The 19,562-nt window shown below is 52.2% G+C and carries 22 protein-coding genes; 4 read left to right on the top strand and 18 right to left on the bottom strand.

The genetic code is table 11. The features are described 5' to 3' along the window. Window positions 1-109 precede the first annotated feature (109 nt). The 9 genes from IE117_RS25010 to IE117_RS24975 all read right to left on the bottom strand — a co-directional run bounded on the left by IE117_RS25010 (window position 110) and on the right by IE117_RS24975 (window position 8,948). Entirely contained in the window at window positions 110-2,371 is a 2,262-nt protein-coding gene (locus IE117_RS25010) for a heavy metal translocating P-type ATPase (RefSeq protein WP_189568708.1), read from the bottom strand. A gap of 68 nt (window positions 2,372-2,439) precedes the next feature. Continuing rightward, complete coding sequence (locus IE117_RS25005) at window positions 2,440-2,901, bottom strand: helix-turn-helix domain-containing protein (protein ID WP_189568705.1); 462 nt, start codon at window positions 2,899-2,901, stop codon at window positions 2,440-2,442. A 386-nt stretch (window positions 2,902-3,287) separates the two neighbouring features. Further along, window positions 3,288-3,812, bottom strand: a complete 525-nt coding sequence (locus IE117_RS25000) for a hypothetical protein (protein WP_189568703.1) — start codon at window positions 3,810-3,812, stop codon at window positions 3,288-3,290. Beyond that, window positions 3,813-3,941, bottom strand: coding sequence for a hypothetical protein (locus IE117_RS26450; RefSeq protein ID WP_262893128.1), 129 nt, complete (start codon window positions 3,939-3,941; stop codon window positions 3,813-3,815). Between the two features lie 27 nt (window positions 3,942-3,968). Further along, window positions 3,969-4,751: a hypothetical protein gene (locus IE117_RS24995; RefSeq protein WP_189568700.1), complete on the bottom strand. Its 783-nt coding sequence runs from the start codon at window positions 4,749-4,751 to the stop codon at window positions 3,969-3,971. Then, on the bottom strand, window positions 4,751-5,224 hold the full coding sequence (locus tag IE117_RS24990; RefSeq protein WP_189568697.1) for a DUF3347 domain-containing protein: 474 nt from the start codon (window positions 5,222-5,224) through the stop codon (window positions 4,751-4,753). Before IE117_RS24990 ends, IE117_RS24995 begins: the two co-directional genes overlap by 1 nt. A gap of 49 nt (window positions 5,225-5,273) precedes the next feature. Beyond that, window positions 5,274-6,758 carry a multicopper oxidase family protein gene (locus IE117_RS24985; RefSeq protein ID WP_189568694.1) on the bottom strand — a complete coding sequence of 495 codons (1,485 nt, stop codon included), beginning with the start codon at window positions 6,756-6,758 and terminating at the stop codon, window positions 5,274-5,276. A 157-nt stretch (window positions 6,759-6,915) separates the two neighbouring features. Next, window positions 6,916-7,260 carry a four-helix bundle copper-binding protein gene (locus IE117_RS24980; RefSeq protein ID WP_189568691.1) on the bottom strand — a complete coding sequence of 115 codons (345 nt, stop codon included), beginning with the start codon at window positions 7,258-7,260 and terminating at the stop codon, window positions 6,916-6,918. A 146-nt stretch (window positions 7,261-7,406) separates the two neighbouring features. Continuing rightward, on the bottom strand, window positions 7,407-8,948 hold the full coding sequence (locus IE117_RS24975) for a vitamin K epoxide reductase family protein (protein ID WP_189568689.1): 1,542 nt from the start codon (window positions 8,946-8,948) through the stop codon (window positions 7,407-7,409). A gap of 400 nt (window positions 8,949-9,348) precedes the next feature. On the opposite strand from IE117_RS24975, the gene IE117_RS24970 reads away from it, so the two are divergent. From IE117_RS24970 to IE117_RS24960, 3 genes are all read left to right on the top strand, one after another. After that, window positions 9,349-10,443, top strand: coding sequence for an NAD-dependent epimerase/dehydratase family protein (locus IE117_RS24970; RefSeq protein WP_189568686.1), 1,095 nt, complete (start codon window positions 9,349-9,351; stop codon window positions 10,441-10,443). Window positions 10,444-10,600: 157 nt separating this feature from the next. Then, the gene (locus IE117_RS24965) at window positions 10,601-11,047 is read left to right on the top strand and encodes a LexA family protein (protein ID WP_189568683.1); all 447 of its coding nucleotides are present in this window, start codon (window positions 10,601-10,603) and stop codon (window positions 11,045-11,047) included. 5 nt (window positions 11,048-11,052) lie between these two features. Continuing rightward, window positions 11,053-12,333, top strand: coding sequence for a Y-family DNA polymerase (locus IE117_RS24960; protein WP_189568876.1), 1,281 nt, complete (start codon window positions 11,053-11,055; stop codon window positions 12,331-12,333). A gap of 23 nt (window positions 12,334-12,356) precedes the next feature. On the opposite strand, the gene IE117_RS24955 is transcribed toward IE117_RS24960, so the two are convergent. The 6 genes from IE117_RS24955 to IE117_RS24930 form a co-directional block, all read right to left on the bottom strand. Then, window positions 12,357-12,662: a hypothetical protein gene (locus IE117_RS24955; RefSeq protein ID WP_189568680.1), complete on the bottom strand. Its 306-nt coding sequence runs from the start codon at window positions 12,660-12,662 to the stop codon at window positions 12,357-12,359. A 45-nt stretch (window positions 12,663-12,707) separates the two neighbouring features. Next, window positions 12,708-13,100, bottom strand: a complete 393-nt coding sequence (locus tag IE117_RS24950; RefSeq protein WP_189568677.1) for a hypothetical protein — start codon at window positions 13,098-13,100, stop codon at window positions 12,708-12,710. A gap of 26 nt (window positions 13,101-13,126) precedes the next feature. Continuing rightward, on the bottom strand, window positions 13,127-13,519 hold the full coding sequence (locus tag IE117_RS24945) for a hypothetical protein (RefSeq protein ID WP_189568674.1): 393 nt from the start codon (window positions 13,517-13,519) through the stop codon (window positions 13,127-13,129). Window positions 13,520-13,532: 13 nt separating this feature from the next. Then, window positions 13,533-13,706 (bottom strand): hypothetical protein, encoded by a 174-nt coding sequence (locus IE117_RS24940; RefSeq protein ID WP_189568671.1) that lies wholly within the window; start codon window positions 13,704-13,706, stop codon window positions 13,533-13,535. Window positions 13,707-13,990: 284 nt separating this feature from the next. Continuing rightward, window positions 13,991-14,956: a response regulator transcription factor gene (locus IE117_RS24935; protein ID WP_189568668.1), complete on the bottom strand. Its 966-nt coding sequence runs from the start codon at window positions 14,954-14,956 to the stop codon at window positions 13,991-13,993. A 16-nt stretch (window positions 14,957-14,972) separates the two neighbouring features. Then, the gene (locus IE117_RS24930) at window positions 14,973-15,545 is read right to left on the bottom strand and encodes a GNAT family N-acetyltransferase (RefSeq protein WP_189568665.1); all 573 of its coding nucleotides are present in this window, start codon (window positions 15,543-15,545) and stop codon (window positions 14,973-14,975) included. Window positions 15,546-16,350: 805 nt separating this feature from the next. On the opposite strand from IE117_RS24930, the gene IE117_RS24925 reads away from it, so the two are divergent. Continuing rightward, window positions 16,351-16,812 (top strand): ANTAR domain-containing protein, encoded by a 462-nt coding sequence (locus tag IE117_RS24925; protein WP_189568664.1) that lies wholly within the window; start codon window positions 16,351-16,353, stop codon window positions 16,810-16,812. Here the strand turns inward: IE117_RS24925 and IE117_RS24920 are convergent. The 3 genes from IE117_RS24920 to IE117_RS24910 form a co-directional block, all read right to left on the bottom strand. Next, entirely contained in the window at window positions 16,775-17,770 is a 996-nt protein-coding gene (locus IE117_RS24920; RefSeq protein WP_189568661.1) for a LytTR family DNA-binding domain-containing protein, read from the bottom strand. The genes IE117_RS24925 and IE117_RS24920 overlap by 38 nt on opposite strands. Window positions 17,771-17,844: 74 nt before the next feature. Then, on the bottom strand, window positions 17,845-18,099 hold the full coding sequence (locus tag IE117_RS24915) for an RES family NAD+ phosphorylase (RefSeq protein ID WP_229581461.1): 255 nt from the start codon (window positions 18,097-18,099) through the stop codon (window positions 17,845-17,847). A gap of 141 nt (window positions 18,100-18,240) precedes the next feature. Continuing rightward, window positions 18,241-19,455 carry a recombinase family protein gene (locus tag IE117_RS24910; RefSeq protein ID WP_189568658.1) on the bottom strand — a complete coding sequence of 405 codons (1,215 nt, stop codon included), beginning with the start codon at window positions 19,453-19,455 and terminating at the stop codon, window positions 18,241-18,243. Window positions 19,456-19,562 lie beyond the last annotated feature (107 nt).

Here is a 19,562-nt window from a genome sequence, read left to right as displayed (position 1 = left end):
CAGTTAGATAAAGTTAACACAGTAAGGGTGGGTTCATGCTACACAATTCCGGTTGTGGATTGCATAAATTTGGTCAAGACGCCCCCTCCTGCTCCCTAAACAGTAATGGCTATATTTTGGCCGATTTCAACCGGAGGCTGTTGGTCACCACCGATACGGAACTCAGCGCCATGGCCGCCCCGGCGATCATCGGATCGAGCAGGAAACCATTGACCGGGTAGAGCAACCCAGCGGCGATGGGAATTCCGATGAGATTATAGATGAAAGCCCAGAACAGATTCTGGCGGATGGTGCGTACCGTTTTGCTGGAAAGCTTTAACGCCTTGGGTATCATGTTCAGGTCGGACGTAATAAGGGTCATCTTGGCCACGTCCATGGCAATGTCGGAGCCTTTTCCCATAGCGATGCTCACGTCGGCCTGAGCCAGGGCGTGGCTGTCGTTGATGCCGTCGCCCACCATCGCCACAATTTTGCCCTCAGCCTGTAGCTTCTTGATAAAAGCGGCTTTTTCCGAAGGCATCACTTCGGCTTCGAAGCGTTTCAACCCGACCTGCCCGGCTACTGCGGCGGCAGTCTGCCGGTTGTCTCCCGTCAGCATGTACACCTCGATGCCCCTGCCCTGCATCGTTTCGATGGCCTCCTTCGAGCTGGGCCTGACCTTATCGGCGATGGCCATGAGGGACACCGCTTCCTTTTCGCGGGCGAAATAAACCACCGTGTTGGCGCGCTGCTGCCACTCCCCGGCCTGTTCAGCCAGCGCTTCAGCCACGAGAACGCCGCGTTCATCCATAAGTTTTTTGTTGCCGATGAAATACTCGGCTCCGCCGCTGACGGCCCTCACGCCCTGGCCCGTAACGCTTTCAAATTCATCCAACGTAATGGCCTGCACCCCTTCTTCCTTCAACCGATCGACCACCGCTTCGGCCAGGGGATGCTCGGAACGGGCTTCCATGGCGTACAGAACCCGTTTGTAAAGCGTTCGGTCGTCGGTTGAGCCGTACCACTGCTGTTCGGTCACCACGGGCTTGCCTTCGGTAATGGTGCCGGTTTTGTCCAGCACGATTGCATTGACTTTGTGGCCCAATTCCAGGCTTTCCGCGTCTTTGATCAAAATGTTGTTCTCTGCCCCCTTTCCCACTCCGACCATGATGGCGGTCGGCGTAGCCAGGCCCAGCGCGCAGGGGCAGGCGATCACCAGGACGGTGACTGAGGTCAGCAGAGCGTGGGTGAATGCACCTTCCCCGCCCACCAGCATCCAAACGGCGAAGGTCAGCACGGCAATGCCCATCACGACGGGAACGAAGATACCCGCAATCCGGTCGACCAGCTTCTGGACGGGCGCCTTGCTGCCCTGGGCCTGCTGCACCATGCTGATGATTTGGGCCAGCACCGTGTCGCCGCCCACCTTTTCGGCTTCAAACTCGAAACTTCCTTTCTGGTTGATGGTACCGGCAAACACGGCGTCTCCCGCAGCTTTGGCGACCGCGACGGGTTCGCCGCTGATCATGCTTTCATCGACGTAGGAATCTCCACCAGACACGTTTCCGTCCACCGGGATTCTTTCACCGGGCCTCACCACGATGATGTTGCCGACCTGCACCTGTGAAACGGGAATCTCCCGCTCGGCCCCGTCCGCAATTACCCGCACGGTTTTCGGCTGCATGCCCATTAGTTTCTTGATGGCGGAGGAGGTGTTGGACTTGGCCCGTTCTTCCAGCAGTTTGCCCAGCAAAATGAAGGCGATGATGACCGCCGCCGCCTCGAAGTAAACGTGGGCGGGCAGGCCCTGCCGCTCCCAGAATTGGGGATAGAAGGTGTTGAAGGCACTGAACAGGTAGGCGATCCCGGTACTCACCGCCACCAGGGTGTCCATGTTGGCCTTGCCAAATTTGGCCTGTTTGTAGGCGTTGCTGAAGAAACTCCGCCCGAAGTAGAACACAACGGGCGTCGCCAGCGCCATCATGATCCAGTTAGCGTAGGGCATATCCATGAAGAACATGCCGATCACCACGATGGGAAGGGAAAGCAGCGACGCCCAGATGGTGCGTTTTTTCAGTTCCTCGTACTGCTTCTGCTGGATTTCCTGCTGCACTTGCCGGGGATCCTCGACATCGACCACCAGATCGTACCCAACGGAACGCACCGCGTTCTGTAGGTCTTCCGGCTTGACCGAGTCTTCGTATTCCACCCAGGCGGTCTGGTTGGCGTAGTTCACGCCGGCGTCGTACACGCCCTCCGTCGATTTGAGCATGCTCTCCACGCTGGCCGCGCAACCGGCGCAGGTCATTCCCAGCACCGGGAACGTTTCTTTGATGCGGTTGCCCCGCTTCGCCTTACTGCTTTTTTCTATATCTGAAATTAGTGTTTCCATAGTATGTTTACCCTATATGAGGTGTACCCGGATCAATACAAAGGCCAGTGTGTTCTTTTATTTTCAATTCACCTCCCAGCGGTCATTCGAACCTCAACTGCTTCGTTCTTTTCTCCGCCGTTCTCACCCGCTTTATCCATGATTGCCCTTTTTTCCCGGCGAATGTTTACAAAGTGTTCAAAATTGTACCCGGTGTATTTTTTCAATATCCGGGTAAGGTGTGCCACATTGTCAAAGTCCAGCAAGCGGGCAATCTCCGGCATCGGACAGTCCGTATAAACCAGAACCTCCTTGGTTTTTTCAATCTTTCGAGTCAGGATGTATTCTTCGAGCGAAACGTCCTGAATTTGGAAAAACAACGCTTCCAGCAAATCGTATTCCTGACCGAATCCCTCGCTGATTCGGTCTGAAAAATTTACTGAGTTACCGCTCGCAAATTGCTCGTCGATTGTTGCGTCCACGACACGCCTCATCTGAGAAATAAACTGCTGGTTTTCGGAACAGGAATGCTGGGGCTTATTCGTGGACACGGTTCTCCATTCAGGATCGCCAGTTTTACTTTTAAAGCCGGCTGATGGATCATTCTTCTGATTTGTGGGCTCTTCGTGCTTTCTTGCCTGTACCTTCATCGCAGCCGAAATATTCTATTGTTAACAAAAAGATTCACTAGCAAAAATAAAAACAACAGGTAGCGTTGCTGTTATAGAATCATGGCAGAACCTTGCACATTTTTGAGCCTGGCTAATGTAAAGCCTGAGCACAAGATTTTTAGACTTTTACAAGGCACCCCATTTGTTATTGCCCAATAAAATATTCCTCACCGCCTACACATTAGCCGATGCGAGACATCGGAATTTGTCGAGTGCCGAAGATCCTACAGGTGTTCGAATCGACTGGCTGGCGGTGTAGTTTCATTCTAACCATTGATGAATTTCCTGCATGCCCAAAAGATGACCAGGGGCAGAATGGTGAACTGAAGCACGGGCGTCAGGCCCACATTCACCCAGGGAAGCAGGGGCATGGCCTCAGCGTAAGACCAGCTACCCCGCCCGGTGTGCAGTGTTTCGGCGACAATGGCCCCCACACCGCCCGCTGCCATCAAGGCCGCGATCCGGTAGGGGGACAGATGGCATGTCCAATAGACGTCTCCGTAAATCAGTCCGAAGCCGAAAAGCAGCAGGAAGACCATGAAAACATCCGCGACGGAGGCCAGCGCGCAGAAGGAGATATGCTGGAAATCGTACTCGTAGCCTTGGTACAGGAACCCCTGCGAGACCTCCCAGGCAAAATTGAGGAGATAGGCCATCCCGGCCACCGCCGCCACGTAGCGCCGGTAGGCGCGGCGGTTGGAGACCCGCTTTGAAAAGTACCGATAAGCCACGACCGCCAGGGTCAGCGCGATGCCGGGAACCAGGAATAAAATTGGGCTTAGACTTTCCATCTACCCCTTGTTGCTGATTTTCTTAAAAAGCCAAACGGCCAGCAGAATAAGAACCAGTAGGACCAGTCCACCGATCCACATGCCCATTCCCATAAAACCGTTGCCATTCATATTGTCCATCATTTTCATAAAATCCAAGAGTTTGTATAAATTGGGTCAGTAGGCCTTGTCTGCCCTTCTGACATTCTTTTTAGTCAATAACTTCTTTTTCCGGCTTACGAAATACAGACCGAATCCCGAAGCGACCGTCAGCAGACCGAAGATCGAGAAAGCCCGCAGCAGCCAGTTGCCGAGGTTGTCGCGGCTCTGGTAGTCCATCGTGTGCAGCATCCACAGAAAATCAAAGACCCGCCACTTGTTGTTGCGGTATTTCTGAACCGTCCCCAATTGAGTCGAGACGTAAACCGTCGTGCTGCCGGGGCTGGCGAACGTTACAGCGTAGGCGGGCAGTGGCTGCTCCCGATACTCGTGGTGGCCGTTGGTCTCGGTTAGGAGTTCCACCTCGGTAACGGTCGGCTCGCCATTGAATCGGTCACTCGCCACCCGCACGGCCTCGGTCTGAGTAAGCGGCGGAAGAAGCGCCCCGGTGCGGGCATCGGCCAACTGCACCCGTTTGGACATACCCGCGTCGCCTTCGTGGCTGGTGTAGTGGATTTGATAAACAGGATTGCCCAGCACTTCAGCCGTCTGGATGCTCATAATGGAATCCACTCGTGTCTGATTTCGTAAGGCGTCGATGGCCGTGGTGGGCGAAGCCCAGACCTGCCGGGCGTCGAAGAACGGAGTCGGATGTTTCTGAGGATCTCCGTGAACTTCGTCCATGTTCGACCAACTGAAATAAAGCCCGCCCAGTGTCCAGAACAGGAATTGAACACCAAGAGCCACCCCTAGGTAGCGGTGGCTCTTGCGAATTTTACGGTGCAGCTCGGCTTTCTTCATCAGAGCGTCTCCTTCACGCTCCCGCACTTGAGCATTTTGCTGCCATAGTAAGGATTGGCGATTTCCTTTTTCTCACTCAGCCAGTACCCGCCCTTGTTGTTATTGGCCATGGGACAGTAAGCGTAGTACACCGTATTTTCGGGCTTCGCTTTCTTCACCGCCCGGTACACTCCTTCCGTTAGGGAACCGAGCTGGGCGCGCTGGGCGGCGATGTCGGTCGATGCGCTCATGGCATTGGCGGCCCGGTAAGCATCGGAACCAATCGTTTTCTCAGACTTTTTCAAGAGAGTCGCCAGTCTCTTCGCCTCGGTAGCCGCCGTTTTGGCGTCGGAATCAACGAGTGCGTTCTTCACTTTGTAGTAGGCAGTAAGTGCCGGATCAATTTTCGCTTCGGCCATTTGGTGGCCTTCATGCTGAGCGAAACCCAGCGTTGAAATCAGGAGGGCAAATACTAAGTTGATTGTCTTATTCATCAGTTTGAGTTGGTATGAAATTTAAGAAGTAAAAATATTGGGCGAAGCCCTAGCTTACCTGGAAATTGAGCATCATGCCGTCGTCCTCGTGTTCGAGATTGTGGCAGTGAAAGACGAACTTTCCGGCCCGCTCGAATTTGGTGATGACGCGCACGCTTTCGCCCGGCATAACCAGTACGGTGTCCTTCCAGCCCTTCTCATGGGCCACGATTTTGTTCCGTCCGCCCGCGCGGCTGACTATCTGAAAGAACGTGCCGTGCATGTGCATCGGGTGCGGCTCGTCGCCGTTGGCATTGTTGAACTCCCAGATTTCAACGTTGTTCAGCGGCACCGCCTCATCGATCCGGTCCATCGAAAAGGTCTTGCCGTTGATCGTGTGCATCCCCGCCATACTTTTCTTCTTGCCCATCTTGTGCTTGCCCGAGCCTTCCATGGAAATTCCGATGTCGAAAGTCCGGGTTTTGGCGGCGGAAGCAGCGGACAAGGCCGGGATGTTAGTCAGCGTAAGGGGCAGAGCGAATGAGTCGCTTTCGGTTTTGTCCACCACGAATTTCATGATTTTGAAGCCCTGGCGTCCCTGCGAGTCTGCGCCGGAAAACGGATTGCTTTGCAGAAAAACCTCACCGTTCAAATTCATTTTGCCAAAATCCAGTAGCAGGTCGGCCCGTTCGCCGGGAGCGAGCAGCAGGTTGGTGACGGGTTCAGGGGAAGGCAGCAGCCCCCCGTCGGAGCCGATGACCGTGAACGGATCGCCGCTGCTCAGTGCCAGGTTGTATATCCGGGCGTTTGAACCATTGAGTACCCGGAGGCGGTAGGTTCGCGAACTCACGCTGCGATACGGGGCGTGCGCCCCGTTCACCGTGATGGTGTCGCCCATGTAGCCGATCATGACCTCACCCATCGTCGGGTTGTACACCAGTCCTCCGCTGGCATCGACGCGCTTGTCCTGGATCACCATCGGGATTTCATACTCGCCCGACGGGAGTTTCAGGGCGCGTTCCTCGGGGCTTTCGACGATGAACATCCCCGCCAGGCCCATGAAAACCTGACGTCCCGTCTCCATGTGCGGATGCGGATGGTACCACGCCATACCTGCGGGTTGATCTATCCTGAAAGTATAGTTGAACGATTGTCCGGCCTTCACCATCTGCTCGGGATGTCCGTCCATGGCGGGTGGAACGAGCAGACCGTGCCAGTGAATGTTGGTTTCCCCGGTAAGGCCATTGGTGAAAGGCATAGTCACCACGCTGCCCCGCTCGGCTCGGATGGTTGGCCCCAGGATACCATTCCGGTAGCCCAGCATCGATCCGCTTTTACCCGGCATGACCGATCCGCTCATGCCGTGGGCATTCAGGGACGTCCCCGACACAGCCATTTCAGGCGTTGGGAGCGGCGTCGTGAAAGCGCCCTGCATGATGTCGGGCGCGACGGCGTTCATTTCGCTCATGTCCATGCAGCCCGACAGCAGGCTCTCGGATACGGCCAATCCGACGGTACTCAGGCCCAGGGTTTTAAGGAACTCAATGCGCTTCATCAGGGTCAAGTCAGGAAGGTTTGAAAATAAGATGACGAACAGTGTGTGTACAGCGGGTTCAATGGAGAATCAGGGAAGAGGGTGACTATGTTTACATAAGGCAAAAGCCGCATATCTCCATGTAGCCTCTGCCCCAACGTACGGTTCATCGGTTCGATTAGTTGCCCATCGAAGCCATTTCCCGGCACGACTTGGCGCTCTTGCGGCAAGCTTCCGCACACTTGCGGCAATGATCATGCATATCAGCGTGCTTATCACACTCCTCGGCGCATTTTTCGCAAATCGTGGCGCACAATTCGCAGATATCGCTGCTAAACTGGCTGTTAAGCGACATGAACTGGGCCGTTGTCTGGCAGATGGTCATGCAGTCGATGTCTGTGCGGATGCACTCCGCCATCATTTTTACATCGTCTCCCGACAAACAGCCGTCGATGCACTGCCCGCAGGCCGTGGCGCATTCCTGACAAGCCTTGATACACTCCTGAATCTGTTCCTTAGTCATAATGGTTTAGTTTGTTAAGGGTGGAAAAAATAGGAGGACAAAAACCGCCCTCCTTTTGTTGTTTTGCAAAAGTAAGGAGTTCTCAATCCGCACCATTACAGAATTCCGTTTGGGGTTTACAAGGTTTTCCCCTTTCAGAACAGGTTTCACTTTATGTATTTGTCCCAAAGGCCGTATTTTTCCCTGACTACGCCTTTCGGCAGGGAAAGTCCTGCCACCAGAAGCCCGGACACCGCGCTGCTGACATTGAGCGCCAGGTTGCTGTCTGCCACGAACCAGGGCCACACGGCTACCGCAAGACCGAAAAGCACATTCAGGTATCGGCCCGTCCTGACCACCTCCCCCATACTTATGACGGCCATGACCACGATCAGCGCCCCGCCCAGGTGATTGACATCGGCGGCGGTGGCCTTAATAGGTATTCCTAGCACCTCGGGGGCGGCCATCATCCATACGCCCAGAACCGTTGAGACGACCAGCGTCCAGGGAAAGCTCATACCCCAGATGGAAGCCATGAAAACTTCACCCGGCTTGTCGGAAAATTCGACAAGCTCGGGTGAACGCTCGTCGCTGTTGTGTTCAAAGGGCTCCCCTCCTTTCCAGAAAACCTTCCAAAGGGAATCACCCCGCCTCTTGGCCTGAACCATATGTTGGATCATGGCCACGACCTCATCCAGCTCGATGGGGATCATAGGCAGCATGATGATGGCCGTGACCAGGCAGACGGTACACCAGGCCCCCACGGTCAGGGGTTGGGAAATGACCAGGAAGATGCTGACCAGCCCCAGCGGCACCACCAGGATACCGAAAAAGCAGACCATCCAGGGCATGGTTCGCCAGCGCGAGGGGCTTCCCATGTACCCCATCAGGAATTCGAGCGTGTAGGCCAGCGAACCCATTGCCGCGTCGGAAATGGGCCAGGAGTGTGACATTTCGGAGTTAAGCACCTCTTGGGTGCTGCTTCCGAAGAAAGGATCCCAGGCCTCTCCGATGTACCCCATCTGGAAAGCCCCAAGGTACCGGGAGGCCATCCAGCCCACGAAGCCCATTACGATCATGATCCAGCGTTGGGGCCAGCTCGACGGGTTGTAGCTCCAGCCGGGCGGAACCTCCGAACCCATTTTCATGTACATAATCATGTTGGGCATTCCGGGAACAAGGATGCTCAGAGCGATGACCATAGCCCCCACCAGGGTGTTGTTGAGGTAGGACACCGCCGTGGGCGTCCAGAATATCATGGGAGCCATGCTCAGCCAGATTCCGATGAAACAACAGATCCAAACGCTGACCGGACGGTTGGGGGTCAGCGACCGCCAACCGAAAAAAACCAGCAGCAACCCGCTGATGATATCGCTCCACTGCATAAAGCTGACGCGCTGGTCCATCGTGAGCCATACGGACCGTCCGCCGCTGGGTTGCACAGCCCCGATGGTGTAGCTGAAGGTCAGGGGAAACATGGCCATCCAGATGCCGAAAATGATAAGCGTCCAGTACACCCAGAGCGTCTGCCTATGGTGGGAGTGCAGCATTTTCGTCCGCATTTCCTTATCCATTTTCATGTCTCCGTGACTGCCTTTGGAGTCCTCTTTCATTGTGTCTCCGTCCATCATGGGACGCGTCACCCCGCGCTTGTCCATGTCTCCATGCTGCATGTCTCCGTGATTTTTATGTTCGTGTTCCTGTTGCATAAAATATCGGTTTAGTCCTTATAAGTAGTAGAGCAATATTGCCGATAGAGTTGAAATGCTGTATTTTCCTGAAAGTCAGCAAATTGAAAAATTGAAAATATATTGATAAATAAGCACGACTACTTAAAAAAATATTTTATCTTCCATCAACCGCACCCGTTTCAGCCTCCGTTCAGGGTGGCCTTCCTAAAATATTCATGCCCGAAACCGGATTTTGAATTGTAAAATATTCACAAATTTTTGCTCGAAAACAGATTGGTGGAATGGGTTTTTTTCGCCTTTTAAAGACACACCAATCACCTATGATCGGCTGGCAATTCACGGTTTTAAGTCGACCCGGCGGATCAATCCGGTTTGTTTTGCCCGCAAATCATTCACCAATCCTGAATTTTTAAAATAAATGGCTAACGTAGAAAATCGTACAGAACCGGGGGCAAGGGACACCGATAAAGAATTGGTCATTGTTACCGGAAGTAGCGGCCTGATCGGCACTGCTTTGGTCAAAAGGCTGGCTGAGAGGTACCGAATAGTGGGGTTTGACAATACCGGATACCCCTTTCCCCCCAAAGAGGCAGAATGTGTGTGCTATGACATCACCTCGCCGGAGAGTATTCAGTCGGCACTGAACCGGGTGGAGTACGGGTACGGCAAAAAGATTGCCTCCGTGGTGCATCTGGCCGCCTATTACGATTTTTCCGGTGAACCCAGCAATCTCTACGAAAAGATCACCGTAAACGGAACCAGGAACCTCCTGGATGCTTTGCAAAATTATGAAGTCGATCAGTTTGTCTTCTCAAGCACGAACCTGATCTACAAGCCGACCACTCCCGGAAAGAAAATAAGCGAGGACTCCCCGCTTGAACCCAAATGGGATTACCCCGAATCTAAGGTTGACACCGAAGAAGTAATCAGCAAGGAACGGGGCGATATGAAGGCTGTTCTCTTGCGAATTGCCGGGGTGTACGACGAGGGGGGACATTCCATTCCCATCGCTCACCAGATTCAGCGCATATACCAGAGGCAGTTCACCAGCCATTTTTATTCCGGCGACATTACCCACGGCAACGTATTCGTCCATTTGGATGATCTGATCGACTCGATTGTCAGCACGGTCGATCGGCGGCACCAGCTACCCGATGAGGTTGCCATCAACATCGGGGAGCCCGAAACCCCCAGCTACCAGGAATTGCAGGAAACAATCGGCTGCCTCCTGTACGGCAAGGAATGGAAGACTTATGAACTTCCTGCCCCCCTGGCCAAAACGGGTGCGTTCGCAATGAACCTCCTGGGCGATCCCTTTATAAAGCCTTGGATGATTGACCGAGCCGACGACCATTATGAGTTGGATATTTCCCGCGCACGCACTCTGCTGGACTGGCAGCCCAAACACCGCCTGATCGATACCCTGCCTCTCATCATAAGTAAGTTGAAAAAAGACCCGATACAATGGTACAGGGAAAATAACCTCGATCTGCCTTCTTCTTTGGATAAATAACTTCGGTAATACGAGTGGCGCAGAATTGGGTCTTTTTCTATAGACACATGGTTTGACAACCAAAATTTCGTGGATTGTCGAGGGGAAATAGCATCTTGCCGACTTTTATGATATACTTGTATCATATTGATCCCTATTTATACCAATTCCATATACCATGCCGCCGACAGAAACTCCTTTCCATCACGACTTTTTCCTGAAAGCCCAAGTCCTTACCAAGCACTGGATTCCCCTTTTCCACTCCTTTGTTCAAGCCGGTTTTCCGTCGCCCAGTGAAAACTATATTGAGCGCGTCTGCGACCTCAACGACTTATGTGTCACCAATGCTGAGGCAACGTATTTCGTCCGGGTGGCCGGTGAGAGCATGATGGGCGACAGGATCGAACCGGGCGATGTGCTGGTCGTGGATTCTTCCCGCGAGGATGCGGATGGGAAGATTGCGATAGTATGGATCAACGGGGAGTACACCGTCAAGCGAGTTAACTACGAGGGGGACACGGTAGTCCTGACCCCGTCAAACCCTCATTTTACGCCCCTAAGGGTAAACTCAGGGGACGATTTTCGGATTTTCGGCCTGGTGACCTTTGTCATTCACAAACCTTGACAAATATGCTGGGCCTGGTGGACTGCAATAATTTTTATGTCTCGTGCGAAAGGAGTTTCAATCCTGCCCTCGAGGGAAAGCCCGTCGTGGTGTTGAGCAATAACGACGGGTGCGTCATTGCGCGCTCGAGCGAAGCGAAAGCCCTGGGGATCAAAATGGGATTGCCCTATTTTCAGTTGAAGGAGCTTCTATCTCAGCACGAAATCAAGATTTTCAGCAGCAACTACACCCTTTACGGTGATATGTCGGCCCGCGTTATGGCCACCCTGGGGCAGTTTTCGGAAGAAGTGGAAACCTACTCGATCGACGAAGCATTTATCAATCTGGAAGCTTGGGGCAATGCGCATTCCGACCTATTGATAATGGCTCAGAACCTGCGCGCGACCGTAGGACGGTGGACCCGGATTCCGGTTTCGATTGGCGTAGCCCCGACCAAAACGCTGTGCAAGGTGGCAAACTATTTCTCGAAACGTTCGCCGGAAAACGACGGTGTGCTGATCCTGGACACCCCCGCCCGAATCACCGAGGCGCTGAGCGACTTCCCGGTGGCAGAACTGTGGGGCATCGGATCCCGCTACGCGGCGGTGCTGAGGAGGAACGATATCCGAACGGCGGCGCAACTGCGGGATGCCCCCGATGAGTGGATCAATCGTAACCTGACTGTAAATGGCCTGCGGACGGCCTACGAACTACGCGGGCTGCCCTGCAAGATGCTGGAAACCGAGGCGGCACCCAAGAAAGCCATTTGCACCAGTCCGAGTTTTGGAAGGCTGGTGCCGGACCTGAAAACGGTGTCCGAAGCACTTGTGACCCACCTGAGCCGGGCCGCTGAGAAACTGCGGAAGCAGGGTTCAGCGGCTGGGACGGTGACGGTATTTCTGCACACCAACCGATTCAAAATTTCACCCAACGGACAGCCCGCCAGGCAATACTACAACAGCTTGAGCGCCCAACTCCCCCACCCCACCGCCAGCACCACCGAATTGACGGGATACGCCCAAGCGCTACTTAAAACAGTTTTTAGATTTGGGTATGCCTATCAGAAAGTGGGTGTCATTTTATCCAATCTGGTACCCATCGACCACCGCCAGGCTGCTATTTTTACCGATGGACCGGACGAACGTTTGGTCAGGCTGTCGGCTACCATCGACCGCCTGAACCATCGCTACGGTCGAGACAAAGTCCGGCTCGCCGCTGCAGGCTATGACAATACCTGGCACCACAAACAGCAATGGATGTCGCCCGCTTATACGACGAGGTGGAGGGATATTCTAACGGTGAAATGACGGTCGTGGACTTTATATCCACTTCATGGCTCTATCCTTCTTAGCCAATCATCCATTTTTAAAGAATCACTGTCATTCGCGTGCCTTCTCTTTGCTTCTTCCAGGTAACACGCACGAGCCAATTCCAGAACTGCACATTTTGTCTCGTGACTCAGATAGCGGGAAAAACCCAGCCACCAGGCGATCTCATTATCTGGACTCAACTCCGCGCGCTTAAAGTTCCAAAAGTGCCGGAACTCTTCGCTTTCAGAAAGATATTGAATGTCCTCCTGCTTATAATTATTGAAGAAAAGCGAAAGACAATCCAGGTCGAGCAGGGTAGTTTCCATATTGGTTTATCTGTCATAATGGCAAAACGATGAAATAAAGCGCATTCATTCTCCCTTCTCGCGTTGATTCGCAAGGGATTTGTCTCTGAGTTCCGACCATCTCCGGTAATCCTCTTCTGACACCGACTCTTTCACGTACGCGTCGAGTCCACTGTCGTTACGCTCAGCGGCGTGGCGGCGCAGGCTCAGAACGCCCCGGCACTTCTCAAACCCCCGCTCTGAGTGATCTTTGGCAATCTCCTCGGGAAGCCCGAGCAGCCAGTCTTCGTAGTCCTCCTCGGTGGGTTCCGCCAGTTGCTCCGAATAATAGTGGAATGTGACGTTCCCGACCCGATGGGTATAGGCCATCATCTCACGGAGTTCACCATCCAACGAATCAAGCAGTGCCTGTTGGTTCCGCTGGCATTTAGGATCCGGATGTATGGTTCGGTCGGTCATAGTGAATTGGGACTGGGCGCGGTGCTTCAATTGCCTGGTTTCTTATCGAACATGGCCATCAGGTTGCGCTTATCATCATTTATATAGGGGTAACTGACGCCACTTCCTGACCTTGTGATCGTACAGATTTCCTTGTACGGTATGAGAATCCGACTGATTTGATCAAGGTTATTCGGGTTGAGCTTGACATCATAAATTAGTCCTTGATCGGTCAATACTACATCCCAGGAGGAATCGGAACTGAGCCATATCTGAGCAATATAGACCTTTTCACCAAAACGTTCCGCCTGCTGGTGCACGTAATGGTTGCCTGAAACCACGTAATGGATTTCGGGATCGGTCAATTCTTCAACGAGTTGCTCCAACACTTTCTGCAAAATCGAGTCATCATCCTGTCTTTCGGACATTGCGGCATTCATGTAGCAGGAATATTTAAGGGAAGATATGGCTTAGTAGAATGTCAAACACCTTTTTGACCGCTGAATTTCCCACGAGAGCTACGACAGCAGGAAAGACCAGCCACCGCCATTTTTTGAAAGCATCACCATAGCTTCCGATGACTTCTGCTTTATCGAGATGTTTCTGCTTACTGCTTTTACGAGGCATGGCTGTACTTATTAATAAAGTAAGCTAGCACCCGTTTTGGCGTCTGAGGCGCGCAATTATAATGAAATAAACTGAATTACAAAAGGACGGCTTTTCACACCCCGAATTGCCCTAGAAAGACCCTTTTACAATGATTTTGATTGGAAAAGTCTAATGAATTATTACTTTAAGTCTGGTTTTGTGGGACGAAAAGTGAGTTTTTTTAGGATGAAAAAGCCAGCAAAAAAGTTTGCTATGGGGCGTTCACTACGGGTTGCACCATTCCGGGGTACGGTTCACTTCCGCTATTCTTCTTGTTTTTGCATGATTCTACGCATCAGCTCGGTTCTGCTATTGACTTCTGTCTTCTGGAATATGTTTTCGATGTGTTTACTGACGGTTCTGTCGGAAATTTGGAGATACTCACCGATACTCTTATTAGTTTTTCCTAATCTGACCAGCCCAACCACCTCCTTTTCTCGTGGGGTCAGGTTAAACATGGAAATATTTGCTTCAAAAATTTGCTGGTCGAGGTCGATGGTGGGATCAATCCCGTGGAGAGGTGTTCCTATTTTAAGTTTACTTAGGGCCAATAATTTCGCCTTATCGAGTCTGGCCTGAAGAACGGAGCGGCGTATAAAGAGAATTGTAAGGATCGTGAATCCCAGATTGGTGATGATGGCCTCAGTAACCTGAGCAATATTTGGGAAAAAGGCAATTGCCACGAAGGGAACTACCGAACAGTAAACGCCCACCACTTCAAAGTACTCCCGGTTATCCAGTTCTTTCCTGAAAGCTTTCTGCATGGACTTGTACATAACATAAGCCAGTACCAGGCTGTACGCCGCCGGGATAACCAGCCCGTGAGCGATAGCGCTGTCGATGTCGCTCGTGAACAAATATTCGGTGGTAAAAATCAGCGTGAAGGGTGTATAAAGGAATAATACCACACCGTAGGTAGCATGAAAGCGCAGACCTTCCAGATTATAGGAGCGGTAAAAATAATAAGGGAAATAGCTGGCCATAATGAATCCGGCCGCGTAGGTGAATGCGTATTGAATTACCATGGGAATGCTTGTGTACTGCGGATCTGGAAACAATCCCATCGCCAGGTTCTTGACGATGAGCAGGAAAAGCAGAATCAGGTAGTACTTACGGTTTTGATCCTTCGGCCAGTATAGGTAGTAGAAAAATTGGTACACGAAGAACACCGCCTCGATGACTATGAAGCAGAAGGTAACGATGTGTATGTCTGTACCAAATACGTGCATATGGGGTATTGGTGTCTCATAAGTTTCTTCTCATTAAAAGCAGGTCGTAGCTAAGTGGAATCTTGCCGTAAATCAAAAACCCGTGCTTCTCATACCAGGGAATATTCCGCTGCGTGGAGGTTTCGAGGTAAACGGGTCTTTTCATTTCGTCGGCATCAAGCAGAAGTTCGTCAAGGAGCTGGCTTCCGTACCCCCTTCCTTGGTATTCGGGTAAAACGCCGAGGAACCAAAGGTGGTAGATAGGCATATTCGGATGATGCGTATGAACCCTGCCCTCCCGATCAAGAGCCTTAGTAATGTTCCGGAGGCCGATAGATTTGAATATCAGCCGTCCCATCAACAGCAGGCTTCGAACCGTTGTCCGCTTGCGATCTGGAAAAATCACAAGTGCGCATGCCTTTCGATCTTCCGATAGTGCCACCTTTCCCCAGAGTCTGCACATTTCGTAAGAATAGGCAATCAGTTCCCTTATCCGCTGCATTCGTTTTTCGTCCTGCGGAATCAGGTAATTCACGCTTTTGTTTTCATCAAACGACTGCGCTAGAATTTCGACGACCAATTCTTTGTCTCTATCGGTGGCTTCGACCATTTCAAGGGTTTCTTTCCAAATTAGAGTGAATAAATATGCCTGGCGGGCCACGTTTCAATATCGCTTCGGCAACTTCTAAAAAGGTAGGGTTCAGGATCGTGTGTAGTGGGGCGTGAATGCTAATAAAAAATTTATGCCCAACTAGTTAATAACTGAGCGCAAGTCAGAAGACGGACGTCTTTGTTTTACTTAGCCCCTCATTCTGAGAATTCCTAGCGCAGTTGCTGCGGATCAGCGCGGCATTGCGCTCCCTACTCTGGCAAAGGCTTATTTTGAGCTTCCCAAGCATTTCATGTTTTACTCTGATGCCACTTGATTACCACACTGGCACTTCCACCATTTGGCGGTTTTCCTACCACATTTTTCTTTATTTGAATTAAAAAATGAAATTTGGTTATAAAATGATAATTTAGCCGAAATTTCATATAAAAAAAATTATATACGTACCTATCTACGTATGCTCTAACCCGTCTTGAAGTGGCTGAATAATTGACTACGTATTTGTACTTATATCATTCGGAAATAGTGCCTCTCGGATGTCTAAAACGATTATTCCGACGTTTTCAGTCTGTGATTTCCCCGTGATTTCAGCCCTTCACCGATTAGTCTTTTCGCGTCCTTCTACCGAAGTAGGCTTGATACTTTCATCATTTTATACAATTATCCCTTGTTTCTGAAAGAAGGTTCTATTTGAGGTAATTTGTGGATTTCAGCCTTTGATTTGTTGATTTCGCCTTATCGCCCTTGACCTCGCTGCGCCCGGCCCCTAGTTTGGTGCCATCATTTAAAGAGAAGAGCGCGAAACGTGAAAAAGAAAAATGAATTTAACCCCGCCGTCCTGATCGCCAGGACGGAAACCATCACCGCCCAGGTTCTGGGCAGTCTGCTCCGCAGCAAGGGTTTTCAGACAGCGGGCCGGACCGGATGCCTCGATGGTATGCTGGCCCAGATTGCCGCCCATCGCCCTGAATACCTGATCGTGGACTCTGGGATAATTGAGACCGCGGATGAATCGGCCCTGCGGCTCATCCGCCAGGTACCCACCGTGGTCGTCTGCATTGAACCCGAACACGGGACTGACTTCGGGACGTTGCTCGACGCGGGCCTGGATGCCTACCTGTCGGATCTAGACGAAATAGAAGAACTCATAGGATGTCTTCGGACGCCGATCCATCGGGATTCGCCCTATTTCGGCCCAGTGCTGCGGCAGACCTTTCGGCAGATAGGGATCAGGAATTTGGTTGCTGATCGCCAGAGCGCCGCGTGAGCGGGTCAAATTGCGCGCGGTTCCTTTTCAGGGCCGCGCGCAAACCTTGCAGACGGGCGCGGGGCATAATTAAATCGCGGCCCGGCAGGTTTCGGCTGCGCAGGACATATTTCCCCTTGTCCCAATAGGAATGGCTTTCCAGATGGTCAAGGTTGACAATGTAGTGGCGGTTGCCCCGGAAGAAGCGATCAGGGTCGAGTTGGTTCTCCAATTCGGCCAACGAATAGTGAACCACCGAGCGGTTGCCATCATGCCGGGCGTAGTTAGTGCCGTCCTGCGTCTCGAAAAGATCGACCTGAGCCACGGACAATATCGTCTCGCCTGCCACGCTGGTGACTGTAATGGTTTGCTTATGGTCTCGCGGCTGGTCGTTGGCCATCGCTGCCAAGGAGTCCAGCAGCGATGATCCGGGCGGAAAGGAAAGTCTCAGGTTTCGTAAAAAATCCAGTAGGAGCGAGATGTTCAGCAGCAGGTAGCCAATGACAGTCACCAGAAGGGTATAGGTATTGTAGCCGACCCAGGTGTAGAGTATTCTGGCGTAGTTGTTTTCGTATCGCTGGGCGTTGTAGTCGGGAAACTCCCGGATGGCAAAGCGTACAGCCAATGTAAAGGGGATAAAAAAGAAGTAGGCCATTAGAAACAGGGGCAGGAATTTCAGTTCATAGAGGGCGATAGATCGGGTATCCAGCCCCACCTCGTGAATATTCAGCAGCCGATGGTAAGCCTCCATGAGCAGGATCAGGACGCCGACCGTGACGAGTTCCGGCACATACACGCCAAAAACCAGGTTCAACACATAGCCTCCCGCGCCCTCATGGTATTTTTCCAGCATCTGAACCTGCGCCTGCGGATTCGTCATCCAGCGATTGATTTCGAGAAGCAGCATTACAACGGAAACCAGCATGACCCCCACCCAGGGTTTTTTCAGAAAGCTTCGGTAGAGTTCGAGCGTTTTCATCGTTGGTGGAATCAGGTTATTCCTTCCGGTAGCAACTCAGGGATCAGGGATATTCCACAGGCGCTGATCCAGAATCAGATCCTGCTGCCCACTTTGATAGCCGGGTAGAGCGCGTGCCGGGGGTGCAGCAAAACGTTATAGGAGATGTCAACCACGGCGGAGGGTACGCCTAAGCCCAAATCCAATGGATGATGCAGCCACTCGCTGAAAATAGTCTGAGTAAGCGGCAGAGCCGTTGGTTCAGCCCACTCGTCCGGCAGCAGTTCGGGATATATCCAACGAATCTCGCCCTCTGGTATTTCAAGGGTGAAAACCCGTAGGCGGGGCAATTGATCGTAGGGGCCACTTGGAAATGAACCAACGCTTCCAATAAAGCCTGTTCTGGTGACCTGGCCGTGTAAAGAATCACCTTGGCGCAGTCAGTGAATTCTTTAAATTTGACCAATTATTAATGATTGAAGGCCTACGTCTCAAACAGACTTGTCGGTCGTGATATGCTTGTAAACCTGGCGAGCCATTTCGACCCCGGAAGTCGCGTCGTGCTCATGCTTGCCGACCAGTACTTTTTTGACAGTCCGACTTCCGCCCAGGGCCTCGAAGACCTCCGGCAGAGAAAATTCCTTGAACTCGGCACGCCGCGACCACAGGTACTGCGTGGCCAGCACCCGGGCATCCATGCTGCCAATGTAGAAATAATCCTCATACCGCTGCGGGCCTTCTTCAAACAGTTCACGCAAGAATGGAACCTTAGTCTGCTCCGTGGCAAAGCCCACTACGAAGAAGCGGTCGGCCGGGTTGGCAGGATCGACGTACCGCTCCAGGATCTGGCATAGTTTGGCCAGCGCCTGGGCGGGCGGCGAATAGACTTCGGTATTAGCAAGTTCAGCTTTGGTAATCTTCGAGCCGGGGGTCTGATAGTCCTCTGGCAAATCGGCCATCTCGCGTGGCTGGATCAGAAGCGAGTCGCGCAGTTTGATGTGGCCGTTGACCTCGACTATTATGGCCAGGTGGTGGATTGAGTCCAGGGCAGGCTCGGGACCCGTAGTCTCTATATCGAAATAAAATAGCTTCATATTGGCCGTATGCCGCTCGCGCTCTTCCCGTTTGTGCTGCTCTTTTTCTTTCTGGTATTCGACTATTCGGTAGTAGGTATTGCGCGAGCCGATACTGAACTTCTCGCAGATCATGTCTATAGTCTGGCCTTTTTGCTGTGAGAGCCGATAAACTTCGGGGGCTATTTTGCGGAAGGGTTCGGTCAATCCCTTCTTGCGGCCGAACTTGATGCCGCGGGCCTCGGCCGCCTTGCGCCCGGCGCGGATACTGGTCACGAGCTTCTGACGGTCGCGGTCAGAGACAGGGGACAGCATTTTGATGTTCAACTCGGGATCTGTGTCCGACGTTTCGACGTTATCGGCAACCGAGAAAACAGCCACGCCCTTTTCCATCAGACGATTGACGTAGCGCACTGTCTCGTCGAGCGTTCGGCCCAGTTCCATCAGCGAGTTTATGCACAGCACATCCCCCTTCACAGCCGATACCACGATTTTTTCCAGTTCGGTCAATCCGCCATTTTTGGGAATCTCGCCCTCCAGACGCAGGGAATCGTACCCAAGTTTCTGAAGCTCTTTCAATTTTTCCTCTTTCTCCTGATCATCGAGGGCGGTTCTTATGTAAGCGATTTTCACGGGCTTTCCTTGGTTAATAGTGCTGTACAGGGCCTACGCCCTGTTGCAAAACAAAAGAAAACCGGGCAACGAAACTAATCTGCCATTTTTCTGTAAATCGTTAACGA

The organism is Persicitalea jodogahamensis (assembly GCF_014651615.1).
In the GTDB taxonomy this organism is placed as follows: domain Bacteria; phylum Bacteroidota; class Bacteroidia; order Cytophagales; family Spirosomataceae; genus Persicitalea; species Persicitalea jodogahamensis.
Note: the sequence above shows the minus strand (reverse complement) of the source record. Positions and strands in the feature narration are given on the sequence as shown.